The organism is Sphingomonas sp. DMC8, assembly GCF_056314185.1.
In genome coordinates, this window is sequence record NZ_JBQUYV010000010.1 from 13,320 (window position 1) to 34,201 (window position 20,882).

The following is a 20,882-nucleotide window of genomic DNA, read 5'->3' on the forward strand; positions in this document are numbered from 1 at the left end:
GCTAGGGCGGCGGCGCGGTGCCGTTGCCGGGCAGCTGGCCGGCGGCTTCGGCTTCGCGGATCAGCACCCGCTCGGGCTTGGGCACCGGCAGGTCGCCGGGGTTCAGCTCGGGCCCCGGCACGTCATGGTCGACGCGGTAGAGCACGCTCGGCCCGTCGCGCCACACCGGGATCAGCCCCTGTGCATAGCGCGGATCATAGGGCGGCGGGCGCAACAGCCACACATAGTCGAACGCATCGCGCGGGAAGATCGCCAGGCTGCGCGCAATCGGCCGCCACCATTCGCGCGGGCACTGCACATTGGTGACGATTTCCGACGGATCATGCGCAAACCGCTTCGCGGCGCGGTACCGCACGGTGAGCAACTGGCCGCCCGCCATCGACCATTGATCGTTGGTATAGGCAAGCTTCCGCTCCAGCGCGAGCGCCGGCACGTGCTGCAGCCGCGTCATCTTCCATTCGTTGTAGCACGTTTCTCCAACAAAGCTCACCAGCCGCGCCCCCACCGGCAGATGGTCGAGCGCCTTCAGCTCGCGGTCATAGACCTGGTCATAGAGGTAGAAGCTCCAGGTCGTGGCGCCGATGCGCGCCAGGAAGAAGCTGAGGCCCAGCACCGCCACCGTCGTCGCGCCGCGCATCGACAGGCCGGGTTTGGGCCGGATCGCCAGGATCGCGATCGCGACCAGGAACGGCACCAGCCGCATATCGGCATAGGCCGATCCGAACACCACGCGCGGCAGCAGGATATAGACCAGCAGCAGAAACAGCGCCGACAGGCCGAGATTGCGCGAATACTGGATGTTCGGATCGCGGATCGCCTTCAGCACCAGCAGGAAGATCACGCCGACGCTGGCAAGGTCGAACAGCTGCCAGCGGTCGCGGAAGAGCTGGGTGATCCACAGCATCTTGGCGCGCCAGTTGAACCAGTCGAAGGTCTGGCCCGACACATGTTCGCCGCCGCGCCAGATGATCATCAGGATCGCCGGCAGCGCCAGTACCAGGCACTGGACGCCGGCGAAGAACACGGGCTCGGCCCAACCATGCTTCCAGTCGCGATACCAGGGCAGCGCCCGGTTGCGGCGCAGGTCGTGCTGGCGGATCAGTTCGGCCGAAAAGGCGAGCACGCCCAGCACGCCCCAGCCGAAGGTGTGGGCGATCCAGATCAGCACCGAAACCGGCACGAACACCATCGAGCGGAAGGCGAACTTGCCCAGCCGCCCCAGCCGCAGCCACCAGCCGAACGCCAGCATCGCCAGCCCCATCGAGAAGGCGAAATTGACGAAGCCGAAATGGAACGGGAAGGCATAGGCCAGCGGCAGGGCGAACAGGGCGGTCGCGGGAATGCGGCCATGCACCTCGCGGGCGATGAACAGAAAGCCCGCCACCGTCATCGCCGGAATGGTGATGATGACCAGCTTGACTGCCAGTTCCAGGTTCAGGCCGAACAGCTTGACGAGCGGGATGATCGCCAGATCGACCCCCAGATTGCCCATCAGCTGCCAGCGGAAATCATACCATTCGCGCAGCCATGGCACCGAATCATACGCGAACTGAACGCGATACCGGCCCATATGGCCCGGCAGGTCGACCAGCGGCGGAATCTCCGGCCACAGCAGCGGCACGGTGGCGACAAGGGTGGCGAAGAGCACGAACCATCGTGTCTGCCACCAATGCAGCGTTGCGCCCCTATCCATCAGCCCGCTTTAGTGCGCTCGCCGCGCCGTTCGCAAGCGGCGTTATCGTCGTATGACGCGATAGAGTGTCGATGGGCCCGAGCGCGCGACCTGCACCACATCGGTGGCGAGCCTTGGTTGCGGGGCGAAATCGATCGTCCAGACATAGTCGAACGCCGCGCGATTGAAGCTGCGGATGGTGGTGGCGAAGTCATAGGGACGCTCGCGGCAGCCGACGCCGTACATCATCTGGGACGGGTCCGCGCGGTATTCGCCCGCGTCCGGGCGGCGGTCGCGCAGCAGTTGCTGGCCCGCCAGCGTCCACTCGCTATTGTCGAAAATGTCGCGCCGCGCGAGCGCCAGCCCGGCGACATGCTCCAGTCGCCGGTCGCCCCAGCCGGTGCAGTCGAAATGCACCGCCACCAATACCGAGGCGCCACGCGGGATGGCGCTGGCCACGGCGGCGGCCTGTTGCTGCAACTGCCCGGCCCCGGCGAAGACGAGGGTGGTTGTCGCGATGCGCATCAGGAAGAACAGGCAGCCAACCACTGCAAGCGGCTGTGCGAAGCGTTCGAAGCCCGGCCGTACCCGGATCGCCACCAGCAGCAGCGCCACGGCATAGGGGGCCATGCGCATATCGACATAGGCGCCGCCCAGCATGCGATAGGGCAGCGCGGCCCAGGCAAGCAGCCCCAGCGCTGCTGCGGCGGCCGTGACGGGTTCCAGCCGCAGCGCGCGGCTCCGCAGCCCTGCCCAGCACAATGCCACCAGCAGGATGGCCGAAAGAATGTCATAGGGGCCATATTGCTCGCGCAACAGCGAGGCGATCCACCCCGCCTTGGCACCCCATTCCCAGCTGGCATTCAAGCCGCCGGCTCCCGATCCTCCGCCGATCAGCATCGGCACCAGCGGCGTGGCAAGCGGCAGGCAGAGGAGCCCCGTGTGGAACAGCGCCGCCCCCCAGGGGCGCCCGGCACGCCGCGCCGCCACCAGCTCAGCCGCAGCGGCGAACAGCCCGAACATCGCCCAGCCGAAACAATGGGCAACCCACAGAAGCAGCGAGATCGGCGCGAATAGAACCGCACGCCAGACCGGGGATGCAGTGCGCCCCATCCGTACCCACAATGCCAGTGCCCAGAAGGACAACGCCGCCGCCAGCGCGAAATTCACGAAGCCGAACTGGAAGGGAAAGGCGTAGGCGAGCGGGAATGCAAAGGCTGCGGCGGGAGAAAGATGTCCATCGGCTGCACGCATCACGGCGATCAGTCCGCCGACCATGAGCGGCGGGATCAGCAGGACCACCAGCTTCGCCGCGCCTTCCGCGCCCAGCCAAGGCGTTAGCGGATAGACCAGCAGGTCGACCCCCAGATTGCCGATCGGCCGCCAGTCATAGACCCAATGACGCTGCAGCAAGGGCGAATCGCCGATGGCGGCGGCAATGTGATAGCGACCGATATGCCCCGGCAGGTCAATCAGCGGTGGTACGGCCGGCCATAGCAACGGCACGATGCTGAGCAGCACCGCCGCCAGCGCGAACCGGCGCGTCTCCCACCAGCGGCGCTCGGTCATTGCCGGGTCCGTGGCGCCGGCTGGGTGAGGGTATAGATGCGCGGTACCGCATCGGCCGGCGACAGTGGGCGCAGCCAGACGGGCACCTGGCCCTTGCGCAGCGCGCCTGCCAGCCGGTGCGGATCGCTGCCGACCGGGCCCAGCTCGTCAAAACTGTCGGGGCAGATGGCGACATAGTCGACCCCCCATCGCCGCGCGAGCGCCTCGGCCTGGGAGGGCGGGCTCAGGAACAGGTCGTACATGGCACGATTTCCTTCCGTGTTGCGGTGATAAGGTGCGGCGAGCACGCGGTCGCGGCTGGCGGCGAGGGCAAAAGCGCCGAGGTCGATGGGCGCGGCGAGCGTGCCCGGCGGCAATGCCGCGATGCGGGCGATGCTGGCCGGCGCAGTGCAGTCGGGCGTTGCAATGGTCGTCGTTGCCGCCCTGCTCTGGCGCGGCATCAGCGCATCGCCGATAAACGGATAGAGCATGCCGGCCGACGCGAACCATGCCAGGGCGAGCGGCAAGGGGCCGCGGGCGCGCGCCGCTTCGATCAGCGCGGCGAGCGCGGGCGCGGCGAGCAATGCGCCGGCATAGGCGCCGCGCAACTGCAGCAGCGTGATGAGGAACGCGCCGGCCTGAAAGGCGAACAGCGCCGCCCAGTCCGCGGTCCGCCGGCGATGCCAGGCCCATCCCGCTGCGACCAGGCCGATGCTCAGCAGGCCCGCATAGGCGATGGCGTGCCAGGCCGGTGCGCCGAACAGCGGCTGTGCCTCCGCAACATGCGACAGCCAGACGCGGGCAAGGAACGGATCGACCTTCTCATAGGGGCTGAGGCAACCTGGCGAGACCTTCAGGGCCAGCGCCGCTGCAACGCCGCCGCCCAGCACGAGCGCGGCCAGCCGGACGCGGGGCGTGCGCGTCGCGAATCCGGCAAGCGTCAGCACCAGCGGCGCCACCGCCACGATTTGCGCTGCGCGCCACAATTGCGCGGTAAAGCCGTCGCACGCCGGATAGGCCCAGCCATCGGACCGGAAGAGTACCGCTTCCGCCGCCAGCATCAGCGCGAGCACCACCGAATAGCCGGCCATGCGCGCCTGCGCGCCCGGGCGGTCGCGGCACCAGCCGAGCGCCAGCACCGCGCCGCCGATGGCGAGCAGCGGCGCTGTCTCCATGCCGATGGCGAGCGAGAGCGCGGTGGCAAGTCCTGCCGCTGCGCCGCTGCGCAGCGAGCCGGCGTTCAGACAGGCGCGGACCAGCGCCAGCACCAGCACCATCTGCAGGGCGTGGTGATCGATGCGGCCCGGAAAGAAAATGGTGGTGGCGGGGTAGGCGATCGCGGCCAGCACGGCGGCGACCGTCCCGGACTGGCCGAGCGCCCGGGCGATCGATGCCACCAGCACCAACGCGACGGCGAACAGGAGCAGCGGCGATACCGTTACGGCGACGATAGTGGCGGCCGGGCTGCCAAGCAACGGCGTCAGCGCGACAATCAGTGCGGCCGGCACCAGATCGGCAACGCGCGACCAGTGCATCTGGAGACCGGGGGCGGGCCCGAGCCGGTGCTGGGTCAGGTCGGCAAAGGCCTGACCGCCCAGCCAGTCGCGGATCTGCTGCAGCCGCATCACGTCGTCGGTATCGGGTAGCCGGAATACCGCGAGTTGCGCGCGGTCGCGGATCGTCCAGGCAATGCCCATCAGCAGCGCGAGCGCCAGCGCGACCCAATAGTCGCGCGCAATCGGTCGATGCAGCCGCGGTCCCATGGCCCAGCGCTAGGGCAACATGGTTAAGGTCCGGTTAGGGAGGCGGGGCTGCCTGCTCCGTAAAGCCCCGCCTCCCGGCGCTCAGTCCTTGCGGTCTTCCTTCTTCTCGTCCTTGTCGTCGACCGGCAGTGTCGGCACGGCGGCACGGGCGGCGGCGGTGGGCGCGGCAGGCGGCTTGCACCCTTTCGAAACGCCCAGACCCTTCAGGTAGGACCGGCGAATGGCGCCGCCATAGACGGCGGCTGCAACGCGCTTTTCCTGTTTGTCGGCGCCAGTGACCATCCGCACCAGTCCAAAGCCCGGGATCAGCGCACCGACAATGGCGCGGCTGCCAGCGGCCGCGATGGCGCCGCCATTGCCGCCCTTCGATCCCGGCGCGTCGGCGTCGTTGCCGAGCACGGCGTTCAGATCGGCGATGCCGGCACGAATCTGCGCGCAGGTCCGGGTTCCCTGCGCCGAATAGGGTGCAGAGGACGCGAGTAGCAGCACCGGGGGAATCTTCTTCTCGTCGATGCGCAGGTCGCGCAGCGGCGCCTTGGCACCTTCGCCCACGCTTTCCGGCTGCTGCTGCGCAAAGGCAGGCGTCGCCAACAGGCTCGCCGCCAGCGCGGCCACCACCATTATCCGCATTTCCAGTCTCCCTGTTGTCTCGCAAAGCTGCGCAGCAAAGGCGTGGAGCCGCAACATTGTTCCATCGCAACGATGTCCTGAATTGACTTTTGTGCAGCCACCGCTAGGGCCGTCGGCGGGCCACGCGGTCCCAACGCCGCGCGTGCTCTCTGTGAGGAGAGTCTACATGACTGATTCGATTGCCGCCGACGCCACCCTTGCGTCTGCGAAGCCCGCCACTAAACCGGCGCGTCCCTATTTTTCCTCTGGTCCCTGCGCCAAGCCCCCGGGCTGGTCGCCCGAGAAGCTCGCTTGCCAGTCGCTCGGCCGCTCGCACCGCTCGAAGCTGGGCAAGACCCGCCTGCAATATTGCATCGACCTGATGCGCGAGCTGCTCCGCCTGCCGGAGACGCACCGCATCGGCATCGTCCCCGGCTCGGACACCGGCGCCTTCGAAATGGCGATGTGGACGATGCTGGGTGCACGGCCGGTGACTACCCTCGCCTGGGAAAGCTTTGGCGAAGGTTGGGTGACCGACGCGGTCAAGCAGCTCAAGCTCGATCCCACCGTGCTGCGCGCCGACTATGGCCAGATCCCCGACCTGAACGCCGTCGACTGGTCGAACGACGTACTGTTCACCTGGAACGGCACCACCTCGGGCGTGCGCGTGCCCAACGGCGATTGGATCGCCGACGATCGCCAGGGGCTCAGCTTCGCCGACGCCACTTCGGCGGTGTTCGCCTATGGCTTGCCCTGGGACAAGATCGACGTCGCGACCTTCTCCTGGCAGAAAGTGCTGGGCGGCGAGGGCGCGCACGGCGTGCTGATCCTCGGCCCGCGCGCAGTCGAACGGCTCGAAACCTACACCCCGGCCTGGCCGTTGCCAAAGGTCTTCCGCCTCATCTCCAAAGGCAAGCTCGCCGAGGGCGTGTTCAAGGGCGAGACGATCAACACGCCGTCGATGCTGGCGGTGGAAGACGCGATCTTCGCGCTCGAATGGGGCAAAAGCCTAGGCGGCGCACACGGGCTGATCGCCCGTTCGGACGCCAATGCCGCGGCGCTCGACAAGATCGTCGCCGAGCGCGAATGGCTGGGCCATCTCGCCGAGGATCCCGCGATCCGCTCGCGCACCAGCGTGTGCCTTACCGTCGAGGGCGCCGATGCCGACTTCATCAAGAAGTTCGCGGGCCTGCTCGAAAAGGAAGGCGCGGCCTATGATGTGGCCGGCTATCGCGACGCGCCGGCGGGTCTGCGCATCTGGTGCGGCGCGACCGTCGACACCGCCGATATCGAGGCGCTCGGCCCCTGGCTCGACTGGGCCTACGCCACCGCCAAGGCGGGCTGATCTATAGCCTTCTCCCCATCGGGGAGAGGGGCATGCCCCCTGCCCACCTATCGATTTTCCATTCATTAAAGGGCCGGGGTGCGGCACTGCCCCTCTCCCCGGCCCTCTCCCCTGAAGGGGAGAGGGAGACAAGAAATGCCCAAGGTACTGATTTCCGACAAGATGGATCCCAAGGCCGCGCAGATCTTCCGCGAGCGCGGTGTCGAAGTGGACGAGATCACCGGCAAGACCCCGAACGAACTCAAGGCGATCATCGGCCAGTATGACGGCCTCGCCATCCGCAGCTCGACCAAGGTCACGAAGGACATTCTCGAGCACGCGACCAACCTGAAGGTGATCGGCCGCGCCGGCATCGGCGTCGACAATGTCGACATCCCCGCCGCTTCGGCCAAGGGCGTGGTGGTGATGAACACCCCGTTCGGCAACTCGATCACTACTGCCGAGCACGCCATCGCCCTCATGTTCGCGCTCGCCCGCCAGCTGCCCGAGGCCGATGCTTCGACCCAGGCCGGCAAGTGGGAAAAGAACCGCTTCATGGGCGTCGAGCTGACCGGCAAGACGCTGGGCCTGATTGGCGCTGGCAATATCGGCTCGATCGTCGCGGACCGCGCCATCGGCCTGCGCATGCGCGTGATCGCCTATGACCCGTTCCTCACGCCCGAGCGCGCGCTGGAAATGGGCGTCGAGAAGATGACGCTCGACGATCTGCTGCTGCGCGCCGATTTCATCACGCTGCACACGCCGCTGACCGACCAGACCCGCAACATCCTGAGCCGCGAGAATCTCGCCAAGACCAAGAAGGGCGTGCGGATTATCAACTGCGCGCGCGGCGGCCTGATCGACGAGGCGGCGCTGAAGGAAGGGCTGGAGAGCGGCCATATCGCCGGCGCCGCGCTCGACGTGTTCGCGGTGGAACCTGCCAAGGAGCATCCGCTGTTCGGAACGCCGAACTTCGTCGCGACGCCGCACCTCGGCGCCTCGACGACCGAAGCGCAGGTCAATGTGGCGATCCAGGTCGCCGAGCAGCTCGCCGAATATCTGATGACCGGCGGCGTCACCAACGCGCTCAACGTGCCGAGCCTGTCGGCCGAGGAAGCCCCGCGCCTCAAGCCCTATATGGCGCTGGCCGAGAAGCTGGGCGGCCTGGTCGGCCAGCTCGCGCATGGCGAACTCACCAGCATCGCCATCGAAGTGGAAGGTGCGGCCGCCGAGCTGAACCAGAAGCCGATCACCAGCGCGGTGCTCGCTGGGCTGATGCGGGTGCATTCGGACACGGTGAACATGGTCAACGCGCCGTTCCTCGCCAAGGAGCGCGGGCTTGACGTGCGCGAAGTGCGCCATGATCGCGAGGGCGACTATCACACGCTGGTGCGCGTGACCGTCGGCACCCAGGCGGGCGACCGTTCGGTGGCGGGCACGCTGTTCAGCAACGCGGCGCCGCGTCTGGTCGAGCTGTTCGGCATCAAGGTCGAGGCCGATCTGGTCGGCCACATGCTCTACATCGTCAACGAGGACGCGCCGGGCTTTATCGGCCGGCTCGGCACCACGCTGGGCGAGGCGGGCGTCAATATCGGCACCTTCCACCTCGGCCGCCGCTCGGCCGGTGGCGAAGCGGTGCTGCTGCTCTCGGTCGACGAAGCGGTGGACGAAGCCCTGCTCGCCAAGGTCCGCGCGTTGCCCGGCGTGAAGACCGCCATGGCGCTCGCGTTCTGAACCGATTAGGGGAGGCGTCCATGACTGGTCTCCTCCCCGAAGGGTTTCACGATCGCCTGCCGCCGGCCGCCGATGCGGCGGCGCGGCTCGAGACGCGCGTGCTGGGGCTCGCGCGTCTTTATGGATACGAACAGGTCGATCCCCCGCTCGCCGAGTTCGCCGACGAACTGGCGACGCGGCTCAAGACGGGTGCAGTGCGCGATGCGGTGCGGTTCGTCGATCCGGTGTCGCAGCGCAGCCTTGCCATCCGGCCGGACCTGACCGCCCAGGTAGGCCGCATCGCCGCCACCCGCATGGGCCATCATCCGCGGCCGGTGCGGCTCTGCTATGCGGGACAGGTGCTCAAGCTGAAGGCGCCCGCGCTCGACCCGCGCCGGGCGATGCGCCAGATTGGCTGCGAGCTGATCGGGCGCGACTCTGTGGTCGCGGCGATGGAGATCGTCCGCGTCGCGATCGAGGCGCTGCAATCCGCCGGCGTCGAAGGGCTGGCGATCGATTTCACCTTGCCCGATCTGGTCGATACGCTTGCGGGCGAGACGCTGCCGCCCGAAAAGCTCACCGCGCTGCGCGAGCGGCTGGATGCCAAGGACGCCGGCGGCGTCGCCGCGATCGATCCCCAATATCTGCCGCTCATCGAGGCCGCCGGACCTTTCGATAGCGCGATGGCAAAGCTGCGGGCGACCGATGCGGGCACCGCGCTCGCCAGCCGGATCGACGGACTAGCCACTATTGCGGCGAGCATCCCGGCGGGCGTCGCGCTGACGCTCGACCCGACCGAGCGCCACGGCTTCGAGTATCAGACCTGGCTCGGCTTCTCGATCTTCGCGCGCGGCGTGCGTGGCGAGATCGGCCGGGGCGGCACCTATATGGTCGTGCACGACGGCGAACGCGAGGAACCGGCGGTCGGTTTCTCGCTCTATGCCGATCCGATTCTCGACGCCGGCATGGGCGGCGATGCGCGGCGGCGGCTGTTCCTGCCGTTCGGCACCGATGCGGCGACGGGCGCTACGCTCCGGGCGCAGGGCTGGGTGACGGTCGCGGCGCTCGAGGCCGACGACACGCCTGAGGCGCAGCTCTGCACCCATGTGCTGCGCGACGGGGAACCGGTCGCGGTGTGAGGCGGGTCTGTCGCCCCAGCTTCCGCCGGGGTGACGGCTTTCCTCAGCGCACCACCGGCAGCGTCACGGTCGATCCCGCGCAGACGCGCTGGGTCGCCTTCTGATAATCCTCGGGCCTGGCCTTGTAGATGTTGGGCACGAACTTCTGCGGGTTGCGGTCGATCACCGGGAACCAGCTCGACTGGACCTGGACCATGATCCGGTGGCCCTTCTTGAACACATGGTCGTGGTCGCGCAGCGGGAAATCCCAGGCGGTCACCTGATCGGGGACCAGCGGCGTCGCCTGTTCGAAGCTCTTGAGGTACCGGCCGCGGCGGATCTCCATCGCGATCGGCAGTTCATAGCCGTTCAGCCCCTTGGCGTACGCCCCCAGCGCGGTCGGCGGCTTCTCATAATCCTCGGGGAACACGTCGATCAGCTTGACGACGAAGTCGCTGTCGGTGCCGCTGGTCGTCGCCATCAGTTTGGCGGTGACGTCGCCGGTGACGGTCAGGTCGTTCTCCAGCGGGGCCGAGACATAGCTGAGCACGTCGGGCCGGTCGTCGACGAAGCGCTGGTCCTCTGCTTCCCACCAGCGCCAGTCGGGCGTGGCATAGGTGGCCGACATCGGGTGCGGACGGAACGGTACCGGGCGGGCGGGATCGCTCACATAATCGCGACATCCTTCACCCGCCGCCGGGGCCGTGAAGCTGAGCGAGCCATTGGCGTGCAGGTACAGGCTCGTCGCCCGCGCATTGGCGAGCGGATACGTCTGATAGGTCTTCCACTGCCACGAACCGGACTGAAAGCTTTTCAGCGCGAAGTCGGGCTTCTCGCCCTTGCCGTGCAGCCAATAGGCGAAGAACGGCGCCTCGATCTGCTCGACAAACTGGGTGCCGCTGTCGACACCGAACGGAATGCGGCCCAGGCTGTTCGCCGGCGACTGCCAGGTGCCATGCGCCCAGGGGCCCGCGACCATCAGCGCCAGCTTGTTCGAATCGTTCTCGCGCTGCTTTTCCCAGATCTTCCAGCTGCCCCAGGGATCTTCCTGGTCCCAATAGCCGGCAACGTTGAGCGTCGGCACGGTCGTTTTGCCGAGCGCGTTCGACCAGACCTGCTTCTTCCAGTGCTCGTCATAATCGGGGTGCTCGATCATCTCGCGATAGCGCGGCACCCGGCCCTTGAAATATTTCTTCTCGATCTCGTCGGGTGACCCCGCCTGCAGGAACCACGCATAGGTGTCGTAGCGGTCGTACAGGTCGATGCCGGCATTGGTCTTGTCGGCCTGCAGGCTGTTCACCCAGTCGCTGGCATAGGTGAGCCGCATCGCGCCCCAGCGGTGGAGGTCGTCATTCTTCCAGTAATCGATCCACGCCGCCTGCGGGCTGGTCGCCTTCAGCGCCGGATGCGGCTTTGCCAGCGCAACCGCTGCGGTGAAGCCGGGATAGGAGACGCCCCACATGCCGACCTTGCCGTTGTTCGGCTTCACATTCTTCACCAGCCAGTCGATCGAGTCATAGGCGTCGGTCGCCTCGTCAGTCGCGCCCTTGCCGGTCTTGATTTCGGTCGAAAGCGTGAACGGGCCGCCTTCGGACTGGAAGCGGCCGCGCATGTCCTGGAACACGAAGATATAGCCGTCGCGCACCAGCGGCGCCCAGCTGCCCGGCACGCGCTGGGGGGCGGCTGCAGGCGTGCCATAGGGGGTGCGCTGGAACAGGATCGGCAGCGGACCCTTGGCGTCGCGCGGGCGCAGGATGACGGTGTGCAGCTTGACCCCGTCACGCATCGGGATCATCGCTTCTTCGAAGGTGAAGGGCGCCTCGGATGCGGCAGGTGCGGCCTGCGGCGGCGCGGCGGCGGCCAGTGGTGCGGCAAGCGCCGCGAGAGCTACGGTAATCAGCCAGTGCCGCATCGATTCATCCCCCTGAGGTCAGGGTGACTTGGTGCGGCAAGACGCCGCCGGGATCAAGCCGGCGGCGTCGTATCGCGGATCAGTCGATCCGGTGTTCGCCCTTCACCCAGCGGACCGTGCCCGAGCTGGCGCGCATCACCACGCTTTCGGTGGTCATCTTACCGCGCACCCGCTTTACGCCCGACAGCAGCGAACCATCCGTCACGCCCGTCGCCGCGAAGATGCAGTCGCCCTTGGCGAGTTCGTCGAGGTTATAGACCTTGTCGAGGTCTTCGATGCCCCATTTCCGCGCCCGCGCGCGCTCATCCTCGTTCCGGAACACCAGCCGGCCCTGGAACTGGCCGCCGACGCAGCGCAGCGCCGCGCAAGCCAGCACGCCCTCGGGCGCACCGCCCTGGCCCATATAGACGTCGATCGTCGTGGCCGGATCGCTGGTCGCGATCACGCCCGCCACGTCGCCGTCCGGAATCAGCATGATGCCGCAGCCGACCGCGCGCAATTCGGCGATCAGCTTTTCGTGGCGCGGGCGGTCGAGTACGCAGGCGATAATCTCGTTCGGCTTCACCCCCTTCGCGGCGGCGATCGCCTCGATATTTTCGGTCGGCGTCCGGGTCAGATCGATCACGCCCTGCGGATAGCCGGGGCCGACGGCGATCTTGTCCATATAGACATCGGGCGCGTTGAGCAGGTTGCCCTGTTCGGCCACTGCCAGCACGGCGAGCGCGTTGGGACCTGCCTTGGCGGTGATGGTCGTGCCTTCCAGCGGATCGAGCGCGATGTCGATCTTGGGGCCCTTGCCGATCGCCGAACCGACCTTTTCACCGATATAGAGCATCGGGGCCTCGTCGCGCTCGCCCTCGCCGATCACCACGGTGCCGTCCATATACAGCTGGTTGAGCGCCTCGCGCATCGCTTCTACGGCCGCATGATCGGCGGCCTTTTCGTCGCCTCGGCCGATCAGGCTGGATGCCGCGATCGCTGCAGCTTCGGTGACGCGCACCATTTCGAGGACGAGAACGCGGTCGAGGATATTGCTGGTATTCGGCATCGGATCGGATGTCCTCCGTGGCTTTGTGGGGCGCGATAGGAGCGCAAAACCGCGCTGTCGAGGATGCTAACGTTGTCACTGCCACTACGGCGCCAACTTGCCTCGATTTCGCCCTTTGCGCGGATATACTGCCGCCATTCTGCACCGGAGCGACGCCAATGCCTCCCTTGCCCTTTTTGCTGCTTTTTCAGGATGTTGCCAGTCCTACGGTAACCGCGGCGCTGGCGCGATACCGGGCCGACACCCGCGCAGGCATTTCGTGCCCGACGGCGACCGAGCAGGGCGAAGTGGTGGTGTGCGCGCTGCGCACTGCCGATCGCTACCGTGTGCCGTTCGTGACTGCCACGACGGGGCGGGACGATCCAAATGCCCGGCTCGAGCGCTTGCTGGGCGACCCGGTGGTGCAAGGCATCACCCCCTGCGGCGAAGGCCTCTACACCGTGAAATGCGGATCGGTCGGGGTTACGATGTCGACCCGCTTCGACGGCAAGGCCCGGCTGGTCACGCGCCCCCTGGCCCCCTGAGCACTTCGCGCCGGAAACTCTCCTCCGCCGGCGCGTTAGCGACCCCGGGCGGGGAACAGGAGGGATCCATGTTGTTGATTCTGCTTGCGCTCCAGGTGGCGAGTGCAACATCCCGGTCTGCGCCCGCACCGGCCGTGCGCCCGCATTCGCCGGCACGTCTGCGCACCGTCCAGGCGCGGCTAAGGCAGCGTGCGCCCAGCCTCGTTGCGATGCGCCCGCTGCTGACGGCCTGCGAGCTGGCGAGCGATTGCGGCCGCATCGATCCGGCGGCGCGCTACCGTGTCAGGGCGGCGGCAGAAAGGATCGTCGATCCGCGGCTGGAAATGGTGCGCCCCACCGGCCCCGCTTGTGGGCTGACCGGCATGCGGGTGTGCCCGGGCCATGGCCGGCGCGTACTGCGGGTCGCCTATTAAGCGTCGAGAATGTGCATCCACATCGGCTCGCCCGTCAGGCTTTGCGAGCCGCGCAGCTTTTCCAGCGCCTGGGCGATGCTGCGCTCGGGCGCCTCGTGGGTGACGATGGCCACCAGTGCGCTGCCGTCTGGGCTGACGCCGCGCTGGATCAGGCTTTCGATCGACACGCCGGAATCACGCATCGCGGCCGCGATTTCGGCGAGCACGCCCACCCGGTCGGCAACGGTGAAGCGGACATAGGAGCGCCCGCGCCGCTCGCCGCTGTCTGCGGCGGGCTGGGCGGCAAGGGCTGCCGCGGGCATCGCATAAGGCGGGCCATATTCGCCGCGCGCGATGTCGATCAGATCGGCCACCACCGCGCTTGCCGTCGGGCCGTCGCCCGCGCCCGCACCCTGGAACAGCAGGCGGCCGACAAAATTGCCCTCTGCCACGACGGCGTTGGTCGATCCGGTGACATGCGCCAGCGGGTGGCTGAGCGGCACGAGATGCGGATGCACGCGCTGGAACAGGCCGTGCGGCCCCGCGTCGGCGATGCCGAGCAGCCGCACGCGGTAGCCGAGCGTCGCCGCCTCAGCGATGTCAGCGGCCAGGATATGGCGGATGCCGCTCGCCTTCAGGTCGCCGAACGCCGGCTGGGTGCCGAAGGCGAGGCTGGCGAGGATCGACAGCTTGTGCGCGGCGTCGATACCGTCAATGTCGAAGGTGGGATCGGCCTCGGCATAGCCCAATGCCTGCGCCTCGGCGAGAATCTCGGCGAAGTCGCGGCCCTCGGCCTCCATTTTCGACAGGATGAAGTTGCAGGTGCCGTTTAGGATGCCGTAGACGCGGCTGATCGCGTTGGCGGCCGCGCCTTCACGCAGCCCCTTGATGACCGGTACGCCGCCCGCCACGGCAGCCTCGAACTTCAGCGCGACCTGCGCCGATTCGGCGGCGGCTGCGAGTTCTAGGCCGTGATGCGCGATCATCGCCTTGTTGGCGGTGACGAAGCTTTTGTTCGCGCCCAGCGCCGCGCGGGCCAGCGCCAGCGCCGGGCCGTCGGACCCGCCGACCAGTTCCACCACCACATCGGCGCGCGCATGGCGGGCGAGTTCGACCGGATCGTCGACCCAGTCGAAGCGGCCCAGATCGATGCCGCGATCCTTGTTCCGGTCGCGGGCGGAAACGGCGACGACTTCGATCCGCCGGCCGGCGCGGCGCGCGATCAGATCGGCATTGGCGTCGAGCAGGCGAATCACGCCGCCGCCCACGGTTCCGAGCCCCGCCAGTGCCACGCGCAACGCTTCCGCCATTCGATTTTCCTTCAATTCCACTTGGCAAGGCGGCGGCCGGACGTTTCCGCCCGGCCGCCGCCCCTTCGTCCCTAGCGCCTTCCTTCCGCAGAAGGAAAGACAGATTTAGTCGCGCAGGCGCACCTGCACGCGCCTTTTATTTCTTGATCAGGCCGATTTCGACGAGCCGCTCGTGCAGATAATCATGCGCGGTGATCGGCTCGGGATAGCGGTTCGGATTTTCCGCGCTGATGCAGCCGGGCAGCGTCTTGATCAGGAAATCGGGCGCCGGATGCAGGAAGAAAGGCATCGAATAGCGCGAATGGCCGCGCCGCTCGGCCGGGGGATTGACGACGCGGTGGGTCGTCGAGGGCAGCACATGGTTGGTCAGCCGCTGCAGCATGTCGCCGACATTGATGACCATCGCGCCTTCGGGCGGCTTGATCGCCATCCATTTGCCGTCGCGGTCGAGCAGTTCCAGCCCGGCTTCCTCGGCACCGAGCAGCAGGGTGATGAGGTTGATGTCCTCATGCGCACCGGCGCGGACTTCGGGCGCATCGGCATCGACCGGCGGGTAATGGAGCAGGCGCAGTACCGAATTGCCGTCCTTTACCGCTGAGTCGAACCAGTCCGGCGCCAGGCCCAGATAGCGTGCCACCGCCGACAGCAGCTTGTCGCCGGCCGTATCGAAGGCGGCGAACAGCTCGACGAAGGTGTCGCGAAAGCCCTCGGGCCGGGCCGGCCAGATGTTTGGCGCCATGTCCTTTTCGAAGCGGTGGCCCGCCGCCAGCTCGCGGCCGACATGCCAGAATTCCTTCAGGTCGACATGCGTTGCGCCCTTGGCGATCTCGGTCTTGAACGGCGTATAGCCACGCGCGCCACCGCCGCCGGGGACGTAATAGCCGCGCTTTTCCTCCTCGGGCAGGTCGAAGAACGCCTTGGTGATCGACCATGCCTGGTCGATCAGCGGCTGCGGCACGCCATGGTCGCGCACCACCGCAAACCCGAACCGCTGAAAGGACTGGCCGAACGCCTGGGCAAAGCCCTCCGGGTCGCTCGCCTGCGCCTTCAGCGAAAGCACCGGAATTTCGGCGAGACTTTCCAACATTCCATATTCTCCGAACACAAAAGCTTGTGGTTAGACCTGCCACCGGCCCTGCAACAAGATTGGGAGGTTCCCCAGGTGCCCAGCCTTGCCGCAGATCAACGACCGACCTGCATCAGCCCCTTGGTCTTGCCGTCACCAGCGGCGGAAAGCTGCAGGGCGAAAGGCTGGCCGTCATCGGTGGTGCCGAACAGATTATCGTCGCGCGTGCCGACCTTGAAGCCTTGCTTCGTCATATTGTCGCGGAACCAGTCGCGCACCGTGGCCGGCGCGGCGGGACTTTCGAATTCGACCAGCACCTGGCCGTCATCGTCCTTATCCGCCTTGTCGCTGCCGTCCTTGCCGTTGATGCGCAGATTCTTGAGCGTCGAGCCCGGATAGAGCGTCACGCCGTCAATGTCGAAGTCCTTGGCGGAAAGCGCCATTTTCGGCAGGGTGATCGAGCCTTGCACGCCCGGTGCCTTGATCTGCACGCGGCCGTTCGCATCAGTGGCGATCACTGCATTGCCGTCACTGTCATTGCCGCCTTCGATGGAAATGCTGCCGCTGCCGTTGCAGGCCGAAAGCAGCAGAAGGGCGGCGGCGGGAACGATTGGGCGAAGCATCGAAATCTCCTGCGAGGCAGTCACGCTGGCTGCACTGTTGCCCTAGAAGCCGGCACGTCAACCCGAAAAGGGGTGACGCAGGCGGCGGACTGGGCCATGTCCCCGCCATGCACGCGCCGCACCTCACAACGCAATCCGCGAACCGCGCGCCACTGCGTTTCGGCGAGTTCGTCGCGCTCGCGGCGGCGCTGATGGCGCTGACGGCGCTGGGAATCGATTCGATGCTGCCCGCCTTGCCGGCGATCGGCGACAGCCTGGGCGTGTCTTCGGGCAACCATCGCCAGTTTGTGATCACGGCCTTTCTGATCGGCTTTGCAGTGGCGCAGTTGCTCTATGGCCCGCTGTCCGATCGATTCGGCCGGCGGCCGGTGCTGATGGCGGCGCTGGGCTGTTATGTCGGCACCAGTGCCATCGCCGCGCTGGCGCACAGCTTTCCGCTGCTACTTGCGGCGCGCGTGGCGATGGGTGCCGCCGCCGCCGGATCGCGCGTGGTAACGGTGGCGCTGGTGCGCGATTGCTATGCCGGCCGAGCCATGGCGCGGGTGATGAGCCTGGTGTTCATCGTTTTCATGGCCGCGCCGATCTTTGCGCCCGCAGTGGGGCAGGTGATTCTCGGCGCAGGCGGATCGTGGCGGACGATCTTCTGGGGTGTGGGCGGTGCAGGGGGGATCGTCCTGCTGTGGTTCGCGCTGCGGATGCCTGAGACATTGTCGCCCGAAAGCCGCCAGTCGCTCCATCCCGCGCGCGTGATCGGCGATTACGGTCTCATGCTGCGGGATCGAGCCGCGGTAGGCTACACCATGGCAACCGCCCTTCTCTCGGGCGCACTGTTCGGCTTTATCGGCTCGATCCAGCAGGTGATGGCCGATGTGTTCGGGCGGCCCGAATTGCTGACCGTCCTTTTCGCCGGCGTGGCCAGCACGATGGCGGTGGGCTCCTTCGTCAATTCGCGGATCGTGATGCATCTGGGCATGCGCGTGATTTCGCACAGCGCACTGGCGTTGCTCACCTTGTTCGCCGGGGTGCATCTGCTGGTGACGCTCGCGGGACTGGAGACGTTGTGGAGCTTCGCGCTGCTGCAGGCAGCGATGATGGCATGCTTCGGTCTTGCCACGTCGAATTTCTCGGCGCTGGCGATGGAGCAAATGGGCGAAATCGCCGGCACGGCTTCCAGTCTGCAGGGTTTTTCGACCACACTGGCCGGTGCGCTGATCGGTGCGGCGATCGGCCAGGCGTTCGATGGTACCACCATCCCGCTGTACAGCGGATTCTTCCTAATGGGTGGCCTGTCGCTGCTGATAGTAGCGATTACCGAGCGCGGACGGATGTTCCGGCCGAGCTGACGGAACGGACCCGGCAGCACACCGTTGGCGCTATCGATCCCGGCGACTTTCGTCGGGAGCAGGCGGAGGAACGTGCAATGGGCGGCCAGCAGATTACGGGCCACGGACCCGGTGACGACGGCTATGACGCGGAAGGCTATGACGAGAGCCAACGTGCCGAGATTCTGGAAGTGACCGGCGACGGCCCCGATGACGGGTCGTTGCTGACAGACATCAATCCGGATCTGGGCGGCAACGAGGATGACGACGACGATCTCGACGATCTGACCATGGAAGACGACGAGGTCGGCGAGGAAGATGAGGATCTCGATGCCGATGAAGACGATCTGGACGAAGATGACATCCAGGACGATTTCGATGACCCGGATATCGGCGAAGACGATCTCGACGCCGAACTCGACGATGCAGACGAAGACGCACTCAAGCCTTGAAGCTTGACGGCATGACGCGAGCGGGGCGAGCATCGCTGCGTCATGCCCAAGGATCCGCGAGTCGACGCCTATATCGAAACCAGCGCTGACTTTGCGCGACCCATTTTGTCGTGGTTGCGCGATCGCGTGCACGCGGCCGTACCGGAGACGACCGAATCGATAAAATGGTCGCGCCCCGCTTTTCTGATCGGTGGCCGCACCTTCGCGCTGATGGTCGCCTTCAAAAATCACGCCCGGTTCGGCCTTTGGGAACATGGCGCGACGGAAGGCGAGACAGTGGCGCAGTTCCGCCATCTCCTCTCGCTTGCAGACTTGCCCGATGCTCCGACCCTGGAGGCGATGATCCGAGCGACCGCGCTACGGACCGAACGCGGGGAGCGGCCGGCCCGTCCCCCGCGCGCACCCCGGCCGGAGGCCGACGTTCCGGCGGAGCTCGCCGCTGCCCTGGCGGACGATGCTGCGGCCGACGGAACCTTCCGCGCCTTTCCGCCCAGCTGCCGCCGCGAATATTGCGAATGGATCGAAGAGGCGAAGCGCCCCGACACGCGCGCCCGCCGCGTCGCCGAAGCGATCGAATGGATGCGCGAGGGCAAACGCCGCAACTGGAAATATGCCAAAGGCGCAGGCGGCTGACGATCTTCCATAGATTGCGTGCCGAGTATTGTATGATACGTTGCATCATCACTGCGAGAGGATGAGGCCATGCCGAAGCGTATCGAAATCGCCGACCCCGTACCGATTGGCGCGATCAACGTCACGCCATTCATCGACGTGATGCTGGTGCTGCTGATCGTGATGATCCTCAGCATGCCGATGGCCACCCACAAGGTACCGGTCGACCTGCCGACAGCTGGTGCCCGACCGGTCGATTCGGCCAGCCACCGGCTGGCGATCGATCGCGACGGCGCGCTCCATTGGGACGGCGCCGCGATTGCCGATGCGACACTGCCGGCGCGGCTGGAGGCGCTGCGCCAGGATGCAGCGGTGCTGCAGCTCCAGACCGATCCGGAAGCGCGCTACGATCGCTTCGATGCGGTGCTGGCGACGATCAAGCGCGCGAATATCGAAAAGCTGGGCTTTGTCGGGAACCATCCGCTGACCAACTGAAGGAACCTGCGCATCCGGTCTTTCGTTCGCCATGAAAGCGACGGAGAGGACCGGATGCGCCTGATTTCCCTGTTCTGCATTGGCACGCTGGCCGCCTGTTCGAGCCAGCCCCCGGAACAGCCGGCAGCAAATGCCACGAGTGCGGTCGCGAACGCGGCGGTCAACCAGTCGGCGCCTCCTGCACGACAGATCGGCAACGAGCTCGAAGCCGTTTCGCCCATTGCGCCGGGCCAGCCGGGTGGCCTTGCCGATGACCGTACGCCAGTATCCGAAGGCCGCTTCGCTGCCGATAGCGCGCAGGGTGCTGCCGCGGTCGTGCAAAATTATTACGCGCTCATCGAAGCCGGGCGCTATCAGCAGGCCCGAGCGCTGTGGAGCGACGGTGGCGAGGCTTCGGGCGCCGACCCGGCGCAATTTGCGGCCGGCTTTGCAGCCTATACCGAATATCACGCCCAGATCGGCGCGCCGGGGCAGATCGAGGCAGGCGCCGGCCAACGCTATGTCACGGTGCCGGTGCAGGTCTATGGCCGGATGAAGGCGGGGGGGAAGCCGTTCCACCAGCTCGGCGAAGTTACGCTCCACCGCACCGGTGATATTGACGGAGCGACGCCGGAGCAGCGCCAGTGGCGGATCCGCGCGATCAAATTCAACCGTGACCCGGCTGCGCCCGTGTCCTGAACCCGGCGGCTTTAGTTGCCGATGGCATTTTCCACGGTTGCCATATCGGCGCTGTTGATGGGCTGGCCCCAGGCATCGACGGAGGGGGTGGGCTGTGGCTTGGGCTTGGCGTGGGTGTCGATGCCAGAGATGCTCACCGCCGTCCACAGCACGCCCGCAGCCCAGAACAGCGCAGACCAGCGGCTGCGAAAAATCTGGGCGGGTCGGCGCGGAAACATGGCTTGAGTATCCAGGCGCACCATGAAGGCTGCGCTTCCGAACATGGTTACGCTAGGGTTCGCAGATGCGCCGCTTTCGCCAGACCATCATCGCCACGCCCGAGGACATCGACGAACTGGGCCATGTCAACAATGCCATATGGGTGCGCTGGATTCAGGACATCGCCGTTGCCCACTGGCAGGCAGTCGCAAGCGCCGAGGAACAGGCCGCCTGCATCTGGGTCGTGACGCGGCACGAAATCGATTATCGCGGCAATCTGCGTGCTGGCGAGACCGTCACCGCAGAAACCTGGGTGGCGGAGGCGCCGCGCGGGGCGCGCTTCGATCGCCACGTCCGCTTCACCGGCACGGATGGCAAGGTTCGGGTAGAGGCGAAAACCACCTGGGCGCTGATCGACCGGGCGAGCGGCCGGCTGCTGCGCGTGCCACAGGCAATGGCGGCGCGGTTTCTGGACGAGGGCGACGCGATATAGCCGCCAACCC

Annotated in this window: 21 protein-coding genes; 11 read left to right on the plus strand and 10 right to left on the minus strand. The window is 66.8% G+C overall.

Going from position 1 to position 20,882, the window contains the following annotated elements; genetic code table 11:
- Window position 1: 1 nt before the first annotated feature.
- The 4 genes from ACT53K_RS17590 to ACT53K_RS17605 all read right to left on the minus strand — a co-directional run bounded on the left by ACT53K_RS17590 (window position 2) and on the right by ACT53K_RS17605 (window position 5,613).
- The gene (locus tag ACT53K_RS17590) at window positions 2-1,693 is read right to left on the minus strand and encodes a hypothetical protein (RefSeq protein ID WP_476230030.1); all 1,692 of its coding nucleotides are present in this window, start codon (window positions 1,691-1,693) and stop codon (window positions 2-4) included.
- A gap of 42 nt (window positions 1,694-1,735) precedes the next feature.
- Window positions 1,736-3,241, minus strand: coding sequence for a hypothetical protein (locus ACT53K_RS17595; RefSeq protein WP_476230031.1), 1,506 nt, complete (start codon window positions 3,239-3,241; stop codon window positions 1,736-1,738).
- The gene (locus tag ACT53K_RS17600) at window positions 3,238-4,983 is read right to left on the minus strand and encodes a hypothetical protein (RefSeq protein WP_476230032.1); all 1,746 of its coding nucleotides are present in this window, start codon (window positions 4,981-4,983) and stop codon (window positions 3,238-3,240) included. Before ACT53K_RS17600 ends, ACT53K_RS17595 begins: the two co-directional genes overlap by 4 nt.
- 81 nt (window positions 4,984-5,064) lie before the next feature.
- Window positions 5,065-5,613, minus strand: coding sequence for a hypothetical protein (locus ACT53K_RS17605; RefSeq protein WP_476230033.1), 549 nt, complete (start codon window positions 5,611-5,613; stop codon window positions 5,065-5,067).
- Window positions 5,614-5,779: 166 nt separating this feature from the next.
- Here ACT53K_RS17605 and ACT53K_RS17610 point away from each other — a divergent pair, with 166 nt between their 5' ends.
- The 3 genes from ACT53K_RS17610 to ACT53K_RS17620 all read left to right on the plus strand — a co-directional run bounded on the left by ACT53K_RS17610 (window position 5,780) and on the right by ACT53K_RS17620 (window position 9,768).
- Window positions 5,780-6,937, plus strand: a complete 1,158-nt coding sequence (locus ACT53K_RS17610; RefSeq protein WP_476230034.1) for a phosphoserine transaminase — start codon at window positions 5,780-5,782, stop codon at window positions 6,935-6,937.
- A gap of 135 nt (window positions 6,938-7,072) precedes the next feature.
- A complete protein-coding gene (gene serA / locus ACT53K_RS17615; protein ID WP_476230035.1) occupies window positions 7,073-8,650 on the plus strand; it encodes a phosphoglycerate dehydrogenase in 1,578 nt (525 codons plus the stop codon).
- A gap of 20 nt (window positions 8,651-8,670) precedes the next feature.
- Entirely contained in the window at window positions 8,671-9,768 is a 1,098-nt protein-coding gene (locus ACT53K_RS17620; RefSeq protein ID WP_476230037.1) for an ATP phosphoribosyltransferase regulatory subunit, read from the plus strand.
- Window positions 9,769-9,811: 43 nt separating this feature from the next.
- On the opposite strand, the gene ACT53K_RS17625 is transcribed toward ACT53K_RS17620, so the two are convergent.
- Both ACT53K_RS17625 and glpX read right to left on the minus strand, forming a co-directional pair.
- Entirely contained in the window at window positions 9,812-11,659 is a 1,848-nt protein-coding gene (locus tag ACT53K_RS17625; protein ID WP_476230038.1) for a CocE/NonD family hydrolase, read from the minus strand.
- Window positions 11,660-11,738: 79 nt separating this feature from the next.
- On the minus strand, window positions 11,739-12,707 hold the full coding sequence (gene glpX, locus ACT53K_RS17630) for a class II fructose-bisphosphatase (RefSeq protein WP_476230039.1): 969 nt from the start codon (window positions 12,705-12,707) through the stop codon (window positions 11,739-11,741).
- A gap of 158 nt (window positions 12,708-12,865) precedes the next feature.
- Here glpX and ACT53K_RS17635 point away from each other — a divergent pair, with 158 nt between their 5' ends.
- Window positions 12,866-13,231, plus strand: coding sequence for a hypothetical protein (locus tag ACT53K_RS17635; RefSeq protein ID WP_476230040.1), 366 nt, complete (start codon window positions 12,866-12,868; stop codon window positions 13,229-13,231).
- A gap of 68 nt (window positions 13,232-13,299) precedes the next feature.
- A complete protein-coding gene (locus tag ACT53K_RS17640) occupies window positions 13,300-13,644 on the plus strand; it encodes a hypothetical protein (RefSeq protein WP_476230041.1) in 345 nt (114 codons plus the stop codon).
- Here ACT53K_RS17640 and ACT53K_RS17645 read toward each other — a convergent pair.
- The 3 genes from ACT53K_RS17645 to ACT53K_RS17655 form a co-directional block, all read right to left on the minus strand.
- On the minus strand, window positions 13,641-14,933 hold the full coding sequence (locus tag ACT53K_RS17645; RefSeq protein WP_476230043.1) for a homoserine dehydrogenase: 1,293 nt from the start codon (window positions 14,931-14,933) through the stop codon (window positions 13,641-13,643). The genes ACT53K_RS17640 and ACT53K_RS17645 overlap by 4 nt on opposite strands.
- 136 nt (window positions 14,934-15,069) lie before the next feature.
- Window positions 15,070-16,020: an isopenicillin N synthase family dioxygenase gene (locus tag ACT53K_RS17650; RefSeq protein ID WP_476230045.1), complete on the minus strand. Its 951-nt coding sequence runs from the start codon at window positions 16,018-16,020 to the stop codon at window positions 15,070-15,072.
- 95 nt (window positions 16,021-16,115) lie between these two features.
- Window positions 16,116-16,622, minus strand: coding sequence for a hypothetical protein (locus tag ACT53K_RS17655; protein WP_476230047.1), 507 nt, complete (start codon window positions 16,620-16,622; stop codon window positions 16,116-16,118).
- 107 nt (window positions 16,623-16,729) lie between these two features.
- Between ACT53K_RS17655 and ACT53K_RS17660 the strand changes: the two genes are divergently transcribed.
- The 5 genes from ACT53K_RS17660 to ACT53K_RS17680 all read left to right on the plus strand — a co-directional run bounded on the left by ACT53K_RS17660 (window position 16,730) and on the right by ACT53K_RS17680 (window position 20,181).
- Window positions 16,730-17,965: a multidrug effflux MFS transporter gene (locus ACT53K_RS17660; protein WP_476230049.1), complete on the plus strand. Its 1,236-nt coding sequence runs from the start codon at window positions 16,730-16,732 to the stop codon at window positions 17,963-17,965.
- 77 nt (window positions 17,966-18,042) lie between these two features.
- Window positions 18,043-18,396, plus strand: coding sequence for a DNA primase (locus ACT53K_RS17665; RefSeq protein WP_476230051.1), 354 nt, complete (start codon window positions 18,043-18,045; stop codon window positions 18,394-18,396).
- 42 nt (window positions 18,397-18,438) lie between these two features.
- Window positions 18,439-19,029: a YdeI/OmpD-associated family protein gene (locus ACT53K_RS17670; protein WP_476230053.1), complete on the plus strand. Its 591-nt coding sequence runs from the start codon at window positions 18,439-18,441 to the stop codon at window positions 19,027-19,029.
- Between the two features lie 69 nt (window positions 19,030-19,098).
- A complete protein-coding gene (locus ACT53K_RS17675; protein WP_476230054.1) occupies window positions 19,099-19,503 on the plus strand; it encodes an ExbD/TolR family protein in 405 nt (134 codons plus the stop codon).
- Window positions 19,504-19,557: 54 nt separating this feature from the next.
- The gene (locus tag ACT53K_RS17680) at window positions 19,558-20,181 is read left to right on the plus strand and encodes a hypothetical protein (protein WP_476230055.1); all 624 of its coding nucleotides are present in this window, start codon (window positions 19,558-19,560) and stop codon (window positions 20,179-20,181) included.
- A gap of 11 nt (window positions 20,182-20,192) precedes the next feature.
- On the opposite strand, the gene ACT53K_RS17685 is transcribed toward ACT53K_RS17680, so the two are convergent.
- Window positions 20,193-20,423, minus strand: coding sequence for a hypothetical protein (locus ACT53K_RS17685; RefSeq protein ID WP_476230056.1), 231 nt, complete (start codon window positions 20,421-20,423; stop codon window positions 20,193-20,195).
- Between the two features lie 41 nt (window positions 20,424-20,464).
- On the opposite strand from ACT53K_RS17685, the gene ACT53K_RS17690 reads away from it, so the two are divergent.
- On the plus strand, window positions 20,465-20,872 hold the full coding sequence (locus ACT53K_RS17690) for an acyl-CoA thioesterase (RefSeq protein ID WP_476230058.1): 408 nt from the start codon (window positions 20,465-20,467) through the stop codon (window positions 20,870-20,872).
- Window positions 20,873-20,882 lie beyond the last annotated feature (10 nt).